The 17086-nt window shown below is 65.1% G+C and carries 15 protein-coding genes; 10 read left to right on the top strand and 5 right to left on the bottom strand.

The features are described from left to right. Positions 1–587 (bottom strand): hypothetical protein (locus VGR67_06000; protein ID HEV8335948.1); only part of this gene is annotated, 587 nt, incomplete at its 3' end. 35 nt (positions 588–622) lie between these two features. Then, the gene (locus VGR67_05995; GenBank protein HEV8335947.1) at positions 623–1834 is read right to left on the bottom strand and encodes a site-specific integrase; all 1212 of its coding nucleotides are present in this window, start codon (positions 1832–1834) and stop codon (positions 623–625) included. Between the two features lie 640 nt (positions 1835–2474). On the opposite strand from VGR67_05995, the gene VGR67_05990 reads away from it, so the two are divergent. Further along, complete coding sequence (locus VGR67_05990; GenBank protein HEV8335946.1) at positions 2475–2663, top strand: hypothetical protein; 189 nt, start codon at positions 2475–2477, stop codon at positions 2661–2663. A 175-nt stretch (positions 2664–2838) separates the two neighbouring features. Here the strand turns inward: VGR67_05990 and VGR67_05985 are convergent, their stop codons facing one another. Then, entirely contained in the window at positions 2839–3021 is a 183-nt protein-coding gene (locus VGR67_05985) for a hypothetical protein (GenBank protein ID HEV8335945.1), read from the bottom strand. A 269-nt stretch (positions 3022–3290) separates the two neighbouring features. Here VGR67_05985 and VGR67_05980 point away from each other — a divergent pair, with 269 nt between their 5' ends. Together VGR67_05980 and VGR67_05975 are read left to right on the top strand one after the other, a co-directional pair. Next, entirely contained in the window at positions 3291–3428 is a 138-nt protein-coding gene (locus VGR67_05980) for a hypothetical protein (GenBank protein ID HEV8335944.1), read from the top strand. Between the two features lie 28 nt (positions 3429–3456). Then, the gene (locus tag VGR67_05975; protein HEV8335943.1) at positions 3457–4563 is read left to right on the top strand and encodes a cystathionine gamma-lyase; all 1107 of its coding nucleotides are present in this window, start codon (positions 3457–3459) and stop codon (positions 4561–4563) included. 30 nt (positions 4564–4593) lie between these two features. Here VGR67_05975 and VGR67_05970 read toward each other — a convergent pair whose 3' ends face one another. Both VGR67_05970 and VGR67_05965 read right to left on the bottom strand, forming a co-directional pair. Continuing rightward, entirely contained in the window at positions 4594–6006 is a 1413-nt protein-coding gene (locus VGR67_05970; GenBank protein HEV8335942.1) for a CotH kinase family protein, read from the bottom strand. Between the two features lie 398 nt (positions 6007–6404). Further along, the gene (locus tag VGR67_05965; protein ID HEV8335941.1) at positions 6405–7886 is read right to left on the bottom strand and encodes a trypsin-like peptidase domain-containing protein; all 1482 of its coding nucleotides are present in this window, start codon (positions 7884–7886) and stop codon (positions 6405–6407) included. A gap of 416 nt (positions 7887–8302) precedes the next feature. Between VGR67_05965 and VGR67_05960 the strand changes: the two genes are divergently transcribed. The 7 genes from VGR67_05960 to VGR67_05930 all read left to right on the top strand — a co-directional run bounded on the left by VGR67_05960 (position 8303) and on the right by VGR67_05930 (position 17084). After that, positions 8303–9505 (top strand): cytochrome c family protein, encoded by a 1203-nt coding sequence (locus VGR67_05960; GenBank protein ID HEV8335940.1) that lies wholly within the window; start codon positions 8303–8305, stop codon positions 9503–9505. Positions 9506–9701: 196 nt separating this feature from the next. Then, positions 9702–10376, top strand: coding sequence for a LuxR C-terminal-related transcriptional regulator (locus tag VGR67_05955; GenBank protein ID HEV8335939.1), 675 nt, complete (start codon positions 9702–9704; stop codon positions 10374–10376). A 119-nt stretch (positions 10377–10495) separates the two neighbouring features. Next, a complete protein-coding gene (locus VGR67_05950; protein ID HEV8335938.1) occupies positions 10496–11479 on the top strand; it encodes a DmsE family decaheme c-type cytochrome in 984 nt (327 codons plus the stop codon). Between the two features lie 10 nt (positions 11480–11489). Beyond that, complete coding sequence (locus VGR67_05945; GenBank protein HEV8335937.1) at positions 11490–13889, top strand: MtrB/PioB family outer membrane beta-barrel protein; 2400 nt, start codon at positions 11490–11492, stop codon at positions 13887–13889. Positions 13890–14157: 268 nt separating this feature from the next. Beyond that, positions 14158–14958, top strand: coding sequence for a hypothetical protein (locus tag VGR67_05940; protein HEV8335936.1), 801 nt, complete (start codon positions 14158–14160; stop codon positions 14956–14958). Between the two features lie 69 nt (positions 14959–15027). Beyond that, positions 15028–15978 (top strand): RodZ domain-containing protein, encoded by a 951-nt coding sequence (locus VGR67_05935; GenBank protein ID HEV8335935.1) that lies wholly within the window; start codon positions 15028–15030, stop codon positions 15976–15978. Next, positions 15978–17084, top strand: coding sequence for a hypothetical protein (locus tag VGR67_05930; GenBank protein HEV8335934.1), 1107 nt, complete (start codon positions 15978–15980; stop codon positions 17082–17084). Before VGR67_05935 ends, VGR67_05930 begins: the two co-directional genes overlap by 1 nt. Positions 17085–17086 lie beyond the last annotated feature (2 nt).

The raw sequence follows: 17086 nt of genomic DNA, 5'->3' as shown, positions 1-17086 counted from the left end.
CGACCTGGCCTCTTCCAACTCTCCGGCGCATTGTTCTTCCACGTCCTATGCAATGCACGTTCTGATAGTTCTCCTCCAAACGCCACTTGTGCTTCAGCGAACATTCTCTGCTTGCTTGAAGGGCGATAATTAGAAGTTACCTTTTGTTTGAACCATCGTTGCAAATCCTTTTCCTTCTTAATCGTTTGGGGCTGGTTCTCGAAAACACGAATTCCCACTATCTCAACACCTCCACCGGAAGCTGTCGATTTTAAGAAACTCGGTTTTAGACTCTCCCATAACTGGCTGGGGATTAGTGAAATTCCTGCTTGGGGGGGTTGACCCTTGAAGTATCCAGTTGCTGAGAGTTCCCCGGATTTAAGCTTTTCAAGCAATTCGCTAGTTAGCCTCCTGTCGAGATCCGAGTAAGCGTTCATGTAACGAAGTGATTTCGAGGGATCAATTGAAAAGTCCTTTTTTAGGATTGCTTCCATTTTTTCATTGATAGCGCTCGACATTGTTCTCCTTAATTGCTCAAGTTTCTCCCATTCATCCGGGGCTGAGAATTGACGCAGCGCTCCGCCGAGTGGAATCCCCCTTTTCTTCATATTTGCTCCCATGGTAGTAATTTCCGGCAATCGGACTACTGGGTCCTCCCGGTTTCTCCGAACTTCAGAATCTTCGCCTCGGTGCCCTTCATGGCGGACTGAATGCTTCCGGCGATTCGATCCGCCGCGGCACGCACGGGATCTTCTGAGAGGTGAGCATATCGGTGCGTGGTGGACGATTGGCGATGCCCAAGGATGGTGCCGATAATGTGGAGACTTAAACCGCCTGCCGCTCCGACGCTAGCGTATGAATGCCGGAGATCGTGCAGCCGCACATCATTCAGCTTTGCTTTCTCTCGAATCCGGCCCCAGATATGCGATAGGCCGACGAGTGGACCTCCTTTTCGGCGGCCGGGGAATGCGTAAGGATTCCCTTCAATTCGCGGGGAATGATCGAGAATTTCTCTCGCGGGTGCGGACAAAGGAACGAGCTTCGCCCCGGTCTTGCTGTCGGGAAGCCGTAGGGAGCCCCGCTCCAGATCGACGTGTTCCCATTCGAGCGTCAAAATCTCCGATACTCGGCAGCCCGTGAAGGCAAGCATCCGGATTGCGGCGATAGCTGAGATGGGCTCCTCTTTCGCATTCTCAGCTTCGGCAAGGGCAATCCCTAGCTGGTTCCATTCAGCTTGGGAAAGGAACCGTTGACGGCGCGTTTCTGGAAATTTCTCGATGTGTCGGCAGGGATTTGATCCGTCTGGACGGAGTCCCCACTTTTCCGCGATGTTCATCATGTTCGATAGCAAAGCAAGCGCACGGTTGGCCTGGAAGGGGGTGGCCCGGTGGTCGAGGTGGAACCGCACGACATCGGGTCGGGTTATGTGCCCGATTTGCTGGGTCCCGAACCTTGGCTTGAGGAGCTTCTCTAGGATCCGTTCGTTCTCGTACAAGCTGGATGGCTTCTTCTTGAGCTTGGCGTAATCCTCCATATACCGCTTCGCGAAATCAGAGAAGACCGGTACCTCTCGAGCCCTGGCGCGCTCGTCGGCCGGGTCGTACCCAGCGGCTACTCGGCCCTTCTGACGCAGAGCTTCCTTCCGGGCCTCGTCGGGAGTCCAGGGGGCTCCGTGCGAACCGATTGTGTACCGTCTTTTCCGACGTCCCTTGGTGTACTGGAAAACGTAGGTCTTCCCTCCTCTCGGCGTCACCTTGAGCCCGAAACCTGGCAGTTCGCCGTCCCAGAGGAACCGGTCGGTGGCACCGGGCGCCGCCGCATCCACCACTCGCTTGCTGATCCTTTTCACGTTCATTTCTCGCCCCCTGATTTTCATTCAGTGGTTCTAGGCACTTTCCCCTAGCAACCCACGAGTAACCCGACGGAAAGAAACCGAGGGAAACGAGGGGTGCCTTGAAGCGACCTAAATCATTGAACAGTCAGGCAGGGAGATACAAGAGGAAATTGCAGGAAAGTGGTTTTTTGAAATTCGTAATCAGTAGGTCGCCGGTTCAATCCCGGCCGCCGGCTCCATAGATTCAGCAAGTTACGAAGTCGATTGGAATCAAGTCGATTTCTAGGATCCCAACCAGGTGAAGGTATTCATCAGTTGGTCAGGGAAACCAAGCGTAGCCTTGCCCGTTCTCACTCGCTGTATCACGAACACGAATCGGGCTCGGCGGGAACTCGTTCGTAGATCTGCACCGTTCCTCCGGGACCGGGCGCCTCGTAGCGGATCCAGTAAGGAGGCTCCCGCCTCACGTGAATCACGAACTTGGCTTGCGGTGAAGTTGCGCCAGGCTTTTACGGCGCGGCCTTCGAAAGCGACGTGCTCCGGCTCGCCGACCTCGAAGGTCATCCACCTCGCGCCCGGCGCCGCGAGGCGGACTGCGTGACATCCTGCTCCCGGCTTTAAGACTGGGAGGGTCGCGCGATAGCCACTCCGCAGAGGGAGGATGGCCAGATGGGTTCCCCAGGAAGCCTGGAAGAATTCGAACACGGGAGCCTCGAGTGGAATGGTCTCGTCGATCGCCTCCCCCGCCGCGTTTCGCCCCGCGGGGGGACAGCAGTCGGCGGCGCACCGCATCCTCATCTCCGAAGGCCCGAAGTCGAAGCGCGTGCTCGTCCCGGAGAAGGCGTCGTAGGTCTCGACAAGGAGAGGCGCGAGCGTCTCGAGATCGAGCTGGAACAACAGGTGATCTCCCCGGTTCTCGCCGGTCAGCGTCCACTGGACGTCAGGACCCTCCGACTGCCGGCTTTCTCGAGGGTCATCCGTTCGCAAGCGGCCGATTTCTCCTCCCGCGTCCCGTCGGGGCGCACTTAGAACTCCAGCCACCGGCTCGTGAAGGGCTGGTAGATTCCGCCGTTCAGGGATGGATCGCCGATCTGGAGGCGCGGCGCTTTGGGAGCTCTTACCGCTATCGCGGCCGCTTGCGGCGATCCGTGGCCGACGGCGATCCACAAGCCGAGCAAGGTGAATCCGGAAGCCAGCCGCTTTCTCACGGGTTCCTCCCGCGAGGAGGCTACCACTCGACCCGCCGCGCGGCTGTCAGAACCCTGCGTCGGGGTTTGAGTTCTCGGTTCGCCCGCTGCAGGGGCTCCGCACCGCCCTTTGTTGACGTCTTCGCGCCCATCCCATAGCATCCGCGAAATATGCTCTCTTGCCGGCCGATTCTCATCGCCGCGGTCCTGGGTCTATCCGTCGGCTGCTCGGGGGAGCGGCAGCGCCAGCCCATTACTCCGGGACGATCGAGGCGGTGGAGGTCGACGTCATGCCCGAGGTGGCCGGCCGGATTCTCTCCCGGCCGGTCGATCAGGGCGACCTGGTCAAGAAGGGGGACGTGGCAGCCTGCTCCTGCTGTTCTTTCTGGCGGCGATCTTCCTCCTCACCACGCAAGAAGACCGCGTAGAGTCAGGGACCCTTGGGAGAACACTGCGATGCGAATCAGAACGAAAGTCGTCCGCGCCGGCCTGGAGGCCGCCGCGCCGGGAGAGCCCATCCGGCCAGGTGTCACCTTCGCCGGCACCTATCACGCCGCCGGCGACCCGTCGGGGAGCCCCTACAGTTACGGGCGCTACCACAATCCGACCTGGACCCGGTTCGAAGGCGCGCTGGGCGAGCTGGAAGGGGGCACCGCGCTGTCGTTCGCCTCGGGCATGGCGGCCGTGGCGGCGGTGCTGGGCTCGACCTTGCGGCCCGGCGACATCCTGGTGCTGCCCGCCGACAGCTATTACACCTCGCGGCTGCTGGCCGAGGGTTTCTTCGGCTCGATGGGCATTCAGGTGCGCCAGGCGCCCACCGCCGCCAACGGGCAGGCCCGGGTGCTGGACGGAGCCAAGCTCCTGTGGCTAGAGTCTCCCAGCAATCCGGGGCTGGAGGTTTGCGACATCGCCGCGCTGGCGGAGGCGGCGCGCCGTCAAGGAGCGCTCGTCGCCGTCGACAACACGACGGCCACGCTGCTCGGGCAGCGCCCGCTCGAGCTCGGGGCCGATTTCTCGGTCGCGTCGGACAGCAAGGCGCTCACCGGACATGCCGACCTCATCCTCGGCCACGTCGCCGTGCGCGACGCGGCCTGGGCGGACCGGCTCCGGTCGTGGCGCAACCAGACGGGCGCCGTGCCCGGTCCGATGGAGGTGTGGCTGGCCCACCGCTCCCTGGCGACGCTGGAGATGAGACTGGAGCGGCAGTGCCGCAATGCGCTCATCGTGGCCGAGTACCTCTCCGGCCGGAGAGACGTGACCGGCCTTCGCTATCCCGGACTGCACGGGGACGCGGCGCATGAAGTTGCGGCCCGGCAGATGCAGTACTACGGTCCGGTGGTCAGCTTCGCGCTGGCCGACCGAAGCAGGGCCGAGCGCTTTCTGGGATCGTGCGAGCTGGTCATCGAGTCGACCAGCTTCGGCGGCGTCCACACCAGCGCGGAACGGCGCGCCCGGTGGGGCGGCGACGCGATCCCCGAAGGCTTCATCCGGCTCAGCGTCGGGTGCGAGGATGACCGGGACATCGTCGCCGATCTGGCCCAGGCCCTGGACCGCGCGCCCTAGGCGCGGCGATCGCGCCGCGCTAGTCAGTGTCTAGCGACGTCGTGCGGCGGCGCGGCGCCGGGGTAGCAAGGCGCTCTTGCGGGCCTGTTGGAACTTCTCGACGTGCGCGTCGATCCAGGCGGCGCGGGCGGTGAAGAAATCTTTCAGCTCCTGGAGCTCGCCTTCATAGGTCGGGCTGTCGACCGGGTCGAGGGTGAAGGGGGGAGTGTCGCTGCCCAGGACGGGCCAGGCGGTGAAGTTGCGCTCCTGCGCCTCGCCCAGAAGGGCAGCGGCGGAGTCGATGATCTCGTCGAGGCTCGCCCGGCTCCACGCTCCGGCCCGCAGCTCGTGCCAGCGATCGGCGAGGCGGCGGGCGAAGCGCTCGTCCTGCAGCAGGCGCGTCCACCAGAACGGCGGCTTCATCTTGGAGAACTCGCGCAGGATGTACCAGCCGTCGGGCTTCGCTCCGCCGACGTTCCCGCTGGAGCGATCGAAGTCCCACACCGGACCCATCCGCAGCCGGCCGCCGCGGTCCTTGCTCATATAGGTGCTGATCCGGAAGCCGTCGACATTCTTCAGGAATTCGTTGACCAGGAAGAAGTCGACGAACGACCCGACCTCGGCGTAGTCGGCGTAGGCCGGCGCCGCTTTGGGCTCCGGCTTCTTCCGGAGCGCCGCTTCGAAGCTGTCGAAGTACTTCCGGAGGTAGGCCTTCTGCGCCCGCGTCGGACGACTCGGGTAGACGAAGAGGAGTTTCGTCCCCTTGGCCGTCTGGAACGACTCGTCTCCTTCGTCCTCTTTGTCGATCTTCAGGATGTAGCCGCCACTCGGGTCGCCCTGGGTCAGCGGCTTGACCGCGATACGGGAGTCGCCGCGCTTGAGGCTCTCCATCAGCAGAAAAACACCCTGGTAATGATCCTGGTTCCTTCCGGAGCCCGATTCATCGATGAAGGCTTCCACGAAGCGGGCCCGGGCGGCGTAGCGGCCGGTCTTCTGGCTCATCCGATAGGCGAGGAAATTCCGCATGAGGCTGCGGTCGAGATAGGGTCCCTGGAGGATCCAATCGATGTCGGCTGGCATTCCTAACAATGCGGCGCCGCCCCCCGCCTGGCCCGCGGCGGGACGAATCGTCACGGCATACTGCTTCTTGGGATCAGTCTGGCTGGACTGCCCCCGGATCTCGATCCCGACGGTCCCTGAGAAAGCGACGGGAGTGGTCTCCAGGTTGTTCCGGCCGCCGACGGGATCCTGGATCACCCTGAACAGCGCCTCGACGCGGCGCGTGTTCTCGATCGGCTTGCCGTGGGTGTCGACGACGACAAGCGGCAGGTTGGAGTCGACGAACTCCACCGGGGCGGGACCCTGGTCCGGGACGCTCCTTCCCTGCTCGGAGACGGGGACTTGCGCCGCGGACGATCCGATGGCGAAAAGAGCAAGAGCGAGCCCGGCCGCCCACTCAAGCATCCCGGCGGCCTTGCAAAGGCCGGGCTTACGGTCGTGCGGCCTTGCGTCGGACTCTCCCTTGTTTCTTCCGGCCGTTCTCATCGGACAGGAACCTCGCATCGGAGCATTCCGAAGCCTTAGTTCAAGCGGGCCACCCAGATCGTCTCAGGACGCCCCGAGACCTTCGCTTCACCCGCGACACCGCCGATCGATTCCCACGACTGGGACCCACCTCGATCCTCATCGTCGCCCGGCAATATAACCCGCGGCGGAATCGGCGGACAGTCCGGACATCCCTGAAAGCCGTGTCTCCGGCTCTTGAAAACGCCAAGCCCCCGCCCTCGTCGTCCGAGGTGCGGGGGCCTGGCCCCTCTCAGGAGACTGGCGGTTGTTGAAGCGGTCCGCTGCCGCGCCTCACGCTACGGATTCAGGATCGGCTGCACCGTGGCGTAGTAGAACGCGAACGCCCCGTCGACGGTCGCGTTCTGGGCCGAGTCGCAGGGATTGTTCACGTTGAAGCCGCACAGGCCGCTGAGCTGGCCGACGATCTGGGAGGAGGCATTGAGCACCGACGAGCCGCTGCTCCCACCGTCGATCGCGCCCGTGACGTCGTGACTGTAGATGCGCTCGCCGCGCGGCCAGCCGCTGCAGGTTCCGGTGGCCGTGTCGACGTCGTGCTGCGAGTAGGCCTGGGGCCCGAAGTTCGGGTTGCTGATCCGATACAGGTGGGCGCCGTTCGTGTTCGCCACCGGCGCGTTCGTCCAGCCGAGGAACACCGAGCCGGCCGGCGGGTTCGAATTCAGATGGAGCAGCGTGAAATCACCCTTGCGTCCGGCCGCCGCGATCGTCGATCCCGACGTGATATAGGGCCAGCCGCCGTTGCTCGGGCAGGACGTGGCCGGGCAGGAGGAGGTCGCAAAGCGCCAGTAGAAAGTGACGTTCTGGGCGTTGTTGTTTTTGCTCAGGCAGTGGTTCGCCGTCAGGAAGTAGTTACTCGCATTCGGGTTGTTGTCGGAGATCAGGCCGCCGGTGCAAGTGTAGATGAACGCTCCCTGGATCCACTCCATCTTCGCCTCGGCCAGCTTCGCCGGATCGGCCGGGGTGCCACTGACGCAAGTCGCATCCACCAGGCAGCTCGGGTTCCCGCAGGGCCAGCCCGGAGGAGGGGGAGCGTCAAGGCTGATCTGCACGTCGCGCACGAACCGCGGGGTGATCATTCCGGCCTCGGAGATCCGCAGCGACACACCGCGGAGATCGTCGTCGCTGACGGGAGGACGGAGCCGGACTTGCAGGATTCCTTCATTCGCGAAGACGGCGGTCGTCCAGAAATCGCCGTTGCCGTGCGGGCCCGACTCGGTGTAGGGGCCGAAGGCCTGGCCGCTGCGGCTGTAGAAGTAAAGCTCGGCGTTGCGCGGCAGCGAGAAGTTCTCGAGGTGCAGCCGGATGCCGCCGGCGTTCTCCGAGGAGATCACCTGCGCCCACACGAAGCCGCCGTCACGCGTCGGAGTGGCCGCAGCCTCCGTGCCGGTCGTGGGTCCTCTTCCCGGGCCGCGCGTCAGGCCGCTGAGCTCGACGCCGGGCGTCAAGGGCTTGACGATCCCGACCTTCATCGGAGAGACCCAGCGCGGAGCCTTGTCGACCGCGTCGATCTCGGCCGGGCTCAACGGGACGCGAATCGCCGCACCCAGCGCCGCGGCAGGAAGCTCCCCGGCGAGCCTGCGGTTCATGTCGTCCTGTCTCTGGGCATATTGCTCGGGGGTCAGCCCTCCGGAGGCGTACTGCATCGGCGCTTCGGCATACCGGCCGCCCGAGATCAGCAGAGTGCCTCCGGCCGCGACCAGCATGACGAGCCCCAACAACGGCAGGAACGCGAGCACCGCGTTGTGACGAAAGATCCTCATCCGGCACGCTCCTTTCAGAAGATCGTCCTTGTGAAATTGGCACCCGGTGGCGCCGGCCTGTCGCCCGGCCCGGGATCGAGCGGCGCTGCCGCTTTCACGCGCGAGGCGTGACCCTCCCTTCACCTCCTCTCGAGACGCGATAGGAACTCAACGATCGAGGGCACAAGTGCACCGCGATCCCGCCACGCCGGGACCGGCGCATTTCACCGGGTATTGCGTTTGCATTTACCGCGAGGTCTCGGGCGTGTCAACGAAAATCTCGCCCCAAGCGGCCCTATATGCTGGCAAAGCAAGATCCTCGCCACCGCCAATGCCGATGCGCCCAAGACTCCGACAGAGGCTCGTGATTTTTGATAGGATCGGCTCCGTTTCCGGCGGGGGCGTGTCCGGGGAAGAATCAAGGGATCAATCGCAGCATGGGAGTGCCGGGGGGGACCGACATGGGTCGCTTTGCTGGACTGGTTTTGATCGCCGGATGGTTGTTGGCGGCCGGGGAATCGGCGCCGGCGGCGGAGAAAACGACCGCCGCGCGCCCCGGAAAAGCCCGCTCCGGCCCCTACGATTCGGCAGCGGAGTGCAAGAGATGCCACGCGGCGATCCATGCGAGTTGGTCCGAGTCGGCGCATGCGCATGCGGCCACCACCTCCTCCTTCCGCCGGAGCATGGAGGCAACGATGAAGCTCTCCTCCGATCCCGCCCGGACGCGGAAGGATTGCATCGAATGTCACGCCCCGACGACCCGGGTCACCGGCGACCTCGATCTCAAGAACCCGGTGAGCGCCGAAGGGGTGACCTGCGATTTCTGCCACACGGTCAAGGAGGTGGGCCTCGAGCGCGCCGGGCAGCCTTTTACGCTCGATCCCGGTCCGGTCAAGCGGGGGCCGTTCGCCTACTCGCGATCCTTCCCCGGACACCGCGCTGAGTATTCCTTCCTGCATCGAGGTAGCCCGCTGCTCTGCGCCGCCTGTCACGAGTTCGCGAATGAAAAAGGATTCCCCCTCCTGGTCACCTACACCGGCTGGAAAGAGGGCCCCTTCCCGGCCCGCGGGATCGCCTGCCAGGACTGCCATATGGCGCTCATCCCCGGGAAGATCGCCGATGACGACCTTCTTCAGAAGCAGGGTCCCCGGGTGATCAACCTCCACCGCTTGGTGGGAGGAAGCTCGATGAGTCAGCTCAATCGGGGGGTCCGCTTGAAGATCGAGTCGTTCTCGGCGACGAGCACCGTCGCCGAGGTGCGCGTCGCCGTCGCCAACGAAGGAGCCGGCCATCCCATCCCCGGCGGACTGCCCACGAAATCGCTCGTGCTGGTCCTCGGCGCCGAGAACGCGAGCGGAGCTCTCGAGAACCCTCAGGAGACGATCTATCGACGTGAGATTCTCGATGCGCAGGGGGCGCCGCTGAACACTCTCCCCGAGATGTTCGTGAGCGGTGCGAAAGCGGGGCTGGACAGCCGCCTCAAGCCGGGTGAGACCCGGCACGAATCGTTCCGGGTCGCGCTGAGGGGAGGCTCCCGCGCCGTCGTTGCGCGGCTGGAGTACCGAGACGCCACCGACACCGGCGCGCCTTCGAAGTCGAGCGTCATCACTCAGGAGCGCCGGGAGCTCAAAGGCCGGTAGGAGGCGACCGGCTTCGATTTCGGGTTGCGGCCCACGGCTCCGTGGGAGTACGATGACCGGTGATCGCGGCGGTCTTCTGCAGCCGGACCTCGCGGGAGAAACGTGCGTGACCAAGACACGCTTCGATCGAAGCCGCTCTCGGCGCATCCGACAAAGTGGCGAGAAATTGCCGGAGGTCGATGGCATTGCGGCGCCCGTGAAACGAGTCGTCCCAATAATCGCCCCGCTCGTCCGGCTGCTGACCGATTCGCCCAATCCCCTCTTCATCACCGATCCTCGCAATCGCATCGTCTTGTGGAACGCCGCCGCGGAGCGGATGCTCGGGTACACGGCCGAGGAGGCGATCGGAGCTTCGTGCGTGGCGTTGTTGCACGGATGCGATCTCCACGAGAATCACTACTGCTCGGAGAATTGCCCAATCAATCAGATGGCCGCGCACGATCGGGTCATTCGCCCTTTCGTCCTACGCTTTCGAGCCAGCGACTCCAGCACCGTCAGCGTCGACGTGTCGATCCTGCATCTCGCGATGAACGCTCCGGGCGACTTCCTCCTGGTGCACATCCTCAACCCGCTGCCGCCATTGATGCCGGAGGCCCGCGAGGAGATCTCTCCGCCGCCGCGCTCCGTGCAGGAAGCCGCGCGCGCTTCCGTCGATTCGCGGATCCGCACCCTTACGCCGCGGGAGGTCGAAGTTCTCGCGATGCTGGCGGCCGGCCAATCCACTCCCGGGATCGCCGCCGCGCTTCACATTTCCGCCTCCACGGCCCGCAACCACACCCAGAACATCCTCAAGAAGCTCGAAGTGCATTCCAAAGCCGAGGCAGTTTCCTACGCCTTCAAGAGGCAGCTCTTCGAAATCCCCGTTCTCTAATGCAATCGCACCATACGAACCGATGCAATTGATGCAAATGCAGGATGGAACGGCTGTATTCTCCGTGGCATATTCCCTCCAGCACTAGGGGTTATCACTCAATCTCAAGGAGCGCGGTCATGCCTTTCCGGGGGTTCGCGCGGATCGTCGTCCCGGCTTTCATCGTCGGCCTGACGTGCTGGGACTCCCTCCAGCCCGCGCGCGGCCAGGAGCAGCAGCCCACCCAGGAGCAGGAGCCCGCCAAACCGCCGGAGCCTCCCAGCACCGCACCACCGCCGGGCCATTCCGAGTTTGTCGGCAAGGAGACGTGCGCCACGTGCCATGAGGACATGGCGACGGGACTGAAGAGGAATCCCCACGGGAAGACCGGGGTCGCGAATTGGGACGGAGCGGTCGGCTGCGAGACCTGCCACGGCCCGGGAGCCGCCCACGCCGCCGAAGGGGACAAGACGAAGATCCGCAATCCGCGGCTCCTGCGGCCGGTGGAGGTCAACGCGATCTGCCTCTCCTGCCACGAGCGCCAGGATCGCTCGAACTGGCTCGGCAGCGCCCACGAGGGAAGAGGGCTGTCGTGCCTGACCTGCCACAAGATTCACCACACTGGAACGCCCCCGCCGCATCTCTTCACGAAAGGCGACGAGTTCGCGACCTGCACGAGCTGCCACTTGCGGCGCAACGCGTCGCTGGCGCGCTCCTCGCACATGCCGATGCGGGAGCGGCAGATGACGTGCAGCTCCTGCCACAACGTGCACGGGGGCCCCGGGCCGTCGCTCTTGAAGCAGTACTCCATCAACGAGAACTGCTACGCGTGCCATGCCGAGAAGCGGACTCCTTTCTTGTGGGAGCATCCCCCCGTCAAGGAGAGCTGTGCGAACTGCCACGACCCGCACGGGTCGCTCCATCCGCGGCTGCTCGTGGCGAAGCTGCCGCGCCTCTGCCAGCAATGCCACGACGAGACGCGCCACCCGACGCAACCCTACTCGGACGCCTCCACGGCGCCCGAATTCTTCCCGAACGCCAGGATGTTCGACCGCGGCTGCATGAACTGCCACTCGCAGATCCACGGCTCGAACCATCCTTCGGGCGTCCGGTTCAACCGGTAGAGGGGGGACGATGAAAATCTCGACGCACGCGAAGGTGACCCTTCTGGTGCTTCTCGTCCTCGCGCTCCCCTCGGCGGCGGCGGAGGAAACGAAAAAGATCACCGACTCTTCGATTGAAGGCGAGATCCTCGCGGGTCCGCAGTGGTACGTGCGGGAGGATCCGAACGATTCGGCCAAATTCCTCGAGTACCGCGACGTCCCCAACGGGTTCGTCCTGGAGAGGCTCCTCTTCTCGTGGGAGCGCGGCGGCGGTCGCTATCTCGATCTCGCGGCGCGCGACGTCGGCCAGCTCGATCAAAGAGTCTGGCTCGATCTGGGGAAACAGGACGTCTGGAAGTTCCGCTTCGCGTGGGCGGAGAACCCGCGGCGGTGGACCGATCACGCCAACCAGCTCTTCACCCATCACGATCACGGCGTCTTCATGCTGGAGGACGCTTTCCAGGCCGCGGTGCAGGCGGCTCCGGCCAGCGCCGACACGACGCCCGCCGACGGAGAGTGGGACGCCGGCACGAAGGGCGCGCTCATCAAGAGCGCCGTCCAGACGAGCGCTCCCGACGTGTCGGTCGGGTGGCAGCGCGAGACGGCCTCGATCGGCGCCGAGTTCACGCCGACCCGCCACTGGACCTTCTCGGTGGACGCCCAGCGCGAGCGCCGGACCGGAACGGCACCTCAGTCCTTGGGTATGTACTTCGCGCTTTCTCCCGCCGAAGTGGCCGCGCCGCTCGACTTCCGGACGGACGACGCCCGCGTCGGCGCCGAGTACGCCAGCCGCCACTTCAACGTCGGGGCGCGGGCGATCTTCTCGGAGTTCGAGACCGGCACCGATCGCATCCTGTGGGACGACCAGCTGTTCTTGACCGACGTCGCGGTCAACGCCACGACGGCCAATCCCGGCCGCATGCAGATGTCCCCCTGGAGCGACAACCGGCTCTTCAAATGGGAGGTCTACGGAGGCGCCGACTTCGCGGGCCACAGCCGCGTCAGCGCCACGTTCTCCCGCAACACGACGACCCAGGACGATCCCTTCCTGCCGAAGACGGTCAACACGCTGCTGATCGGATCGACCGCGCCGCTGCCCGCCTCGAGCCTCGACGGCAAGCACGAGATCAGCTTCGGGTCGGTCAGCCTCTCATCAAGGCCCCTTTCGTGGCTCCGGTACAGCGCCTGGTTCCGCGATTACCACTTCGACAACCAGACCCCGAGCCTGGTGTTCACCGATTACGTGATGACCGATTACCAGATTCCGCTGTGCGGCAACGCCAACGCCTGCGGCGCCACCACCAACCCGATCCAGCGGCGGAGCCTTCCCTACTCCTACGAAAAGACCAACCTGGGCGCCTCGGCCGGCTTCCAGCCCCTCGCCTGGCTCGGCGTGACGGCGGCTTTCGATCGGGAGGGCCTCGAGCGGAACGTCGCCGCCGTGACCGATTCGGACGAGGACTCCTTCAAGCTGGCCCTCGACTTCGACCTGTCCGATTCCCTGACGCTGCGCGTGTGGGGCCGCCACCAGGAGCGGCGCGCCGACGAGTACGACGCCGAGTATTTCGAGGAGTCGTTTCCGATCGGCGAGGCGAACATCGCCGCCGCCAACGAAGGGGAGCGGAAATACCTCTGGACCGATCGGGACCGGGACATGGCGACGCTCACGGCCGAGTTCTCCCCGGGTCCGAAGCTCACGCTCTTCTCAGAGGCCACCCTCGCCCGCGACGATTATCTCGATCCGAACACCGGCAAGAAGATCGGGGAGTCGTTCACCGTCACGGAGGATCGGAACTTCGACACGATCGACGAGACCTACGTGCTCCTGCTGGCGGGCCGGATCGACGACAAGATCACCACGTACGCCGTGGGCGGAAGATTCACGCCGAGCGACCGGTGGAACCTCTACGCCGATTACACCTGGGAGGACCGCGAGTACCGGATGGCCAGCCGTTATCGCAACGTGTCGGGCGGCATCGGCACCGACAACCCGCTGGACGACTGGGGAAGCGACTCCAAGGATCGCTACGACACCGCCAACGCCGGCTTCAACTTCGATCTGACGAAGGACCGCCGCTGGCGCCTGGATGGGGCGTACACCTGGTCGAAGGGAACGGGCGAGATCGAGACTCACTTCGTTCCCGGAGGGGCGGCTTCCGGCGACACGACGCTGACCGAGTTCCCGCGAGTCAAGACGACGCTCGCCATCGCTCAGACCGGCCTGACTTGCGCCTTGCGGGAGAACCTCGACTTCGCGTTCCGCTACTGGTATGAGAAATGGCACGAGCGCAACTTCGCTTCCGATTTCAACCGGGCCTACATGGGCGATCCGGGGAACGATCCCGGCTCCCGGGAGGCCGTTTACCTCGGCCTGGACTTCGAGGACTATTCGAACCACATCCTGAGCTTCCTTCTGAGGTACCGCTTCTAGGAAGCCTCTCGAACGAGCGCTTCGGAAACCCAAGACCCCGGTCCGCCAGCAAGACCCGTTTCGACCCTCGGCCGGGTTGACCCGCGGCAGGTTCTCAGCCGTCGGGTCCAAACCGGCCACCCGTTTGCCCTGCGGCTGACTTCCAGCCGTCAGGTCAAAACGGGTTATATACTTCGCTAACTCCCCTGATCTCCACAGCTTCCTCTTGCTTTCCCCTCCCCCGGCACTATATTCGACCGCTGGACGCTTGCGTCTCGCGGGTGGCCGGATGATTTCGGATACGAAATCGAACGGGGAGTTCCAGGCAGGGAAAGCGGCCGGCGCGGCGGAGCTCAGGTTCCGGATCGCCGCCGCCGGCGTCCGGTACCTCGAAGGAGCTCTGCAGAATCCCCTTTTCGGCGAAGAGCACGTCCTCCCCGTCCTCTCGAACCCGTCGCTTCCGTCCAGCCTGATTCAGAAGATCGCCGCCCACAAGCAGTGGCTCTCCCGATATGAAATCCAGCGCGACATCGTCGTCCATCGAAACTCCCCCCTGGCGCTGAAGCTCAACTTGGTCCACTTTCTGCGCTGGAAGGACCTGGTGAAGGTCGCCGAGGACCCTTTCTCCCCTCCTCCCGTGAAAAAGAAGGCGGAAACGGTCCTCAAGAGCAAGGTCGAGGAGATGGCGCTGGGGGAGAGGATCGCGCTGGCCCGGCTGGCCGGCCCCGGGATCATCTCCCTGCTGCGCGGAGATGCTCATCAGGAGGTGATCACGGCGTTGCTCGGCAATCCCCGCCTCGTCGAGGACGAAGTGGTCGCCCTCTGCTCGGAGGAGCGCGCGCCGGCGCCGGTGCTGGCGGCCGTGGGAAGCCACCCGCGCTGGCGGGATCGCCACGCGGTGAGGATATCCCTCCTGCGGCATCCCAGGACCCCGCCGGGTGTTTCCCTGAGATTTCTCGAATGGATTTCCCCCGGGGAGCTGGCGGAAATCGCCTCCTCGGCCGTCGTGCCGCGTCTCGTGCGGGCCACGGCGAGACAGCTCCTCCAGAGCCGCCGCGCCGCCGTTGACAGAAATGGAGTGGTTTCCTAGAATGCGGGCCTTCTCCCAGAGTCCTCACCCGCGCCGGTTGTGGCTCGGGCCCGCGTTGGATCGGCTTCCATGGCGACTTTCGGCGAGACCCTGAAACGGGAGAGAGAGCTCCGGAAGATCTCCTTGCGTGAGGTCTGCGAAGCCACGAAGATCGGGCTGCGCTACCTGGAGGCTCTGGAGGGGAACCGCTTCGACCAGCTCCCGGGAGGCGTTTTCAACAAAGGCTTCATCCGCGCCTACGCCAAGTTCATCGGGCTCGACGCCGAGGCGCTGATCACCTCCTATCTCTTCGACCTCGGAGTCCAGCAGAACCCTCAGCCCATCCGTCCCCGCTACGTCGGCGCCGACATCGAAGCGGTCCCGGAGATCCCCGCCGCAAAGCCCGCTCCCGCGGCGCCGCGCCGGCGGCAGGTCTCCCCCCGGCACTGGGCCTGGGCGGGCAGCCTCGCCGCGATCTCGCTGGCGGCCGCCGGCGGCGTCTGGCTGATCGCCTTCCGCGGCCCCTCGATCGAGACGCGGCCGGCCGGCTCGCTTCCGAAACGCTCCGCCAAGGCGCAGGTGGGCGGAGACCCGATCTCGTCTCCGGCGTCCGCGGAGAACAAGGAGACCCTCCCCTTCGACGCCGCCGCCCAGCCGCCGGTCCTGGCGAACCCTGAGCCGGCCCCGCGCCCCGAGACCCCGGACTCCGCCGCGGCCGCGCCAGGCGCCCCTGCCTCGAGGGAAACCGCGTGGCGCGTCGCCGATCTGGGACTGTCGCTGTCGGTGTCCGAGCCGACTTGGGTCGCGCTCGCCTGCGACGGCACGGAGCGCCTCAACCGGGAGATTGCGGCGGGCGACACGGTGCGCCTCACCTGCCGCAAGGAGATCCGCCTGAGCAGCGCCGACGCCGGCGCGATCACGATGCGGATCAACGGCAACGACTGCCTTCCGCTGGGCGAGCGCGGCGCCGCGCTCGATAATTTCCTCTTCGATCGGGAACGGGCGGCCGAGCTCTGCCCTCCCAACACCCCGGAGCGCTGATGTCGCCGGCCCCCGCAACCGACCACGCCTCTCTCCTCGCGAGGGTCCTCGATCCGGCGGCGCCCAAGGCCGCCCGGCTGGCGGCGGCGCGCGGCGCCCTGCCGCTGGGAAGACAGGAGACTATCCTGGCCCAGGTCCGCCTGTCGGCCGACAGCGACCCCGAGGTCTCCGCCGAGGCGCAGCGCTCGCTTTCCGTTTGGCCCGCGGACGCGCTCGCCGCGATTCTCGGCGACCCGGCCACCGACGGCGCCGTCCTCGAGCACTTCGCGCGCCGACCCGGGACCTCGCCGACGCTCCTGGCGAGCCTCGTCACGAATCCTTCGCTGAGCGACGAGGCGCTGCTCCATCTCGCGGGGGTCTCCGAAGCCTCCGTCCTGGATCAGATCATCGGCAACGAGTCCCGGCTGGCGAGGAATCCGGCGATCGCGGCAATCTTGAAAGCCAATCAGGCCCTGTCGCGCCCCGCCCGGCGCCGCCTCACGGAGCTGGAGGAGCACGTCGTCGGCCACGAGGAGATCGCCTTCCAGGCCCGCGTCGCGCCCGCGCCCACCGAGGAGCCGGCCGGCGACGTGCCGCTGCCGCCGCCCGAGGCGCTCGTCGAGGAGACGCCGGCCCCGGTTCTCGAGATCCCGCTCACGCCGGAGGAGCAGGCGGCCGAAGAGGCGCTGCGCCGGACGCCGGTCTTCCTGCGGATCGTCCGGATGAACGTCGCCGAGAAGATCCAGGCGGCCATCAAGGGAAATGCCGAAGAGCGGGCGATCCTGATCCGCGATCCGAGCCGGATCGTCTCGACGACCGTCCTGAAGAGCCCCAAGCTCAACGAGCAGGAGATCGAAAACTACGCCAACCTGCGCAACGTGAACGACGAAGTGCTCCGGATCATCGGGACGCACCGCGACTGGACGAAGTCCTACGGGGTGGCCCACTCCCTGGTGCGCAACCCGCGGACTCCCACGGGAATCTCCTTGACAATGCTCAACCGGCTCGTCAACAAGGACCTCAAGAACCTCGGCACCGACAAGAACATCCCCGAGGTCATCCGTCGATCGGCCAAGCGGCTCTTCGACCTCCGCACGAAACCGGCGGAAAAGGGAAAAAGGAAGTAGAT

This window comes from Candidatus Polarisedimenticolia bacterium (genome assembly GCA_036004685.1).
GTDB lineage: Bacteria > Acidobacteriota > Polarisedimenticolia > Gp22-AA2 > AA152 > DASYRE01.
This window is presented reverse-complemented; position numbering and strand designations above follow the sequence as displayed.

What these genes read in the sequence shown, in the direction of transcription:
- VGR67_05940 (HEV8335936.1), top strand. Translation starts at nt 14,158, where the DNA reads ATGATTTCGGATACGAAATCGAACGGGGAGTTCCAGGCAGGGAAAGCG.
- VGR67_05990 (HEV8335946.1), top strand. Translation starts at nt 2,475, where the DNA reads ATGGCCAGATGGGTTCCCCAGGAAGCCTGGAAGAATTCGAACACGGGA.
- VGR67_05995 (HEV8335947.1), bottom strand. Translation starts at nt 1,834, where the DNA reads ATGAACGTGAAAAGGATCAGCAAGCGAGTGGTGGATGCGGCGGCGCCC.
- VGR67_05975 (HEV8335943.1), top strand. Translation starts at nt 3,457, where the DNA reads ATGCGAATCAGAACGAAAGTCGTCCGCGCCGGCCTGGAGGCCGCCGCG.
- VGR67_05970 (HEV8335942.1), bottom strand. Translation starts at nt 6,006, where the DNA reads ATGCTTGAGTGGGCGGCCGGGCTCGCTCTTGCTCTTTTCGCCATCGGA.
- VGR67_05935 (HEV8335935.1), top strand. Translation starts at nt 15,028, where the DNA reads ATGGCGACTTTCGGCGAGACCCTGAAACGGGAGAGAGAGCTCCGGAAG.
- VGR67_05980 (HEV8335944.1), top strand. Translation starts at nt 3,291, where the DNA reads ATGCCCGAGGTGGCCGGCCGGATTCTCTCCCGGCCGGTCGATCAGGGC.
- VGR67_05945 (HEV8335937.1), top strand. Translation starts at nt 11,490, where the DNA reads ATGAAAATCTCGACGCACGCGAAGGTGACCCTTCTGGTGCTTCTCGTC.
- VGR67_05960 (HEV8335940.1), top strand. Translation starts at nt 8,303, where the DNA reads ATGGGAGTGCCGGGGGGGACCGACATGGGTCGCTTTGCTGGACTGGTT.
- VGR67_05930 (HEV8335934.1), top strand. Translation starts at nt 15,978, where the DNA reads ATGTCGCCGGCCCCCGCAACCGACCACGCCTCTCTCCTCGCGAGGGTC.
- VGR67_05965 (HEV8335941.1), bottom strand. Translation starts at nt 7,886, where the DNA reads ATGAGGATCTTTCGTCACAACGCGGTGCTCGCGTTCCTGCCGTTGTTG.
- VGR67_05950 (HEV8335938.1), top strand. Translation starts at nt 10,496, where the DNA reads ATGCCTTTCCGGGGGTTCGCGCGGATCGTCGTCCCGGCTTTCATCGTC.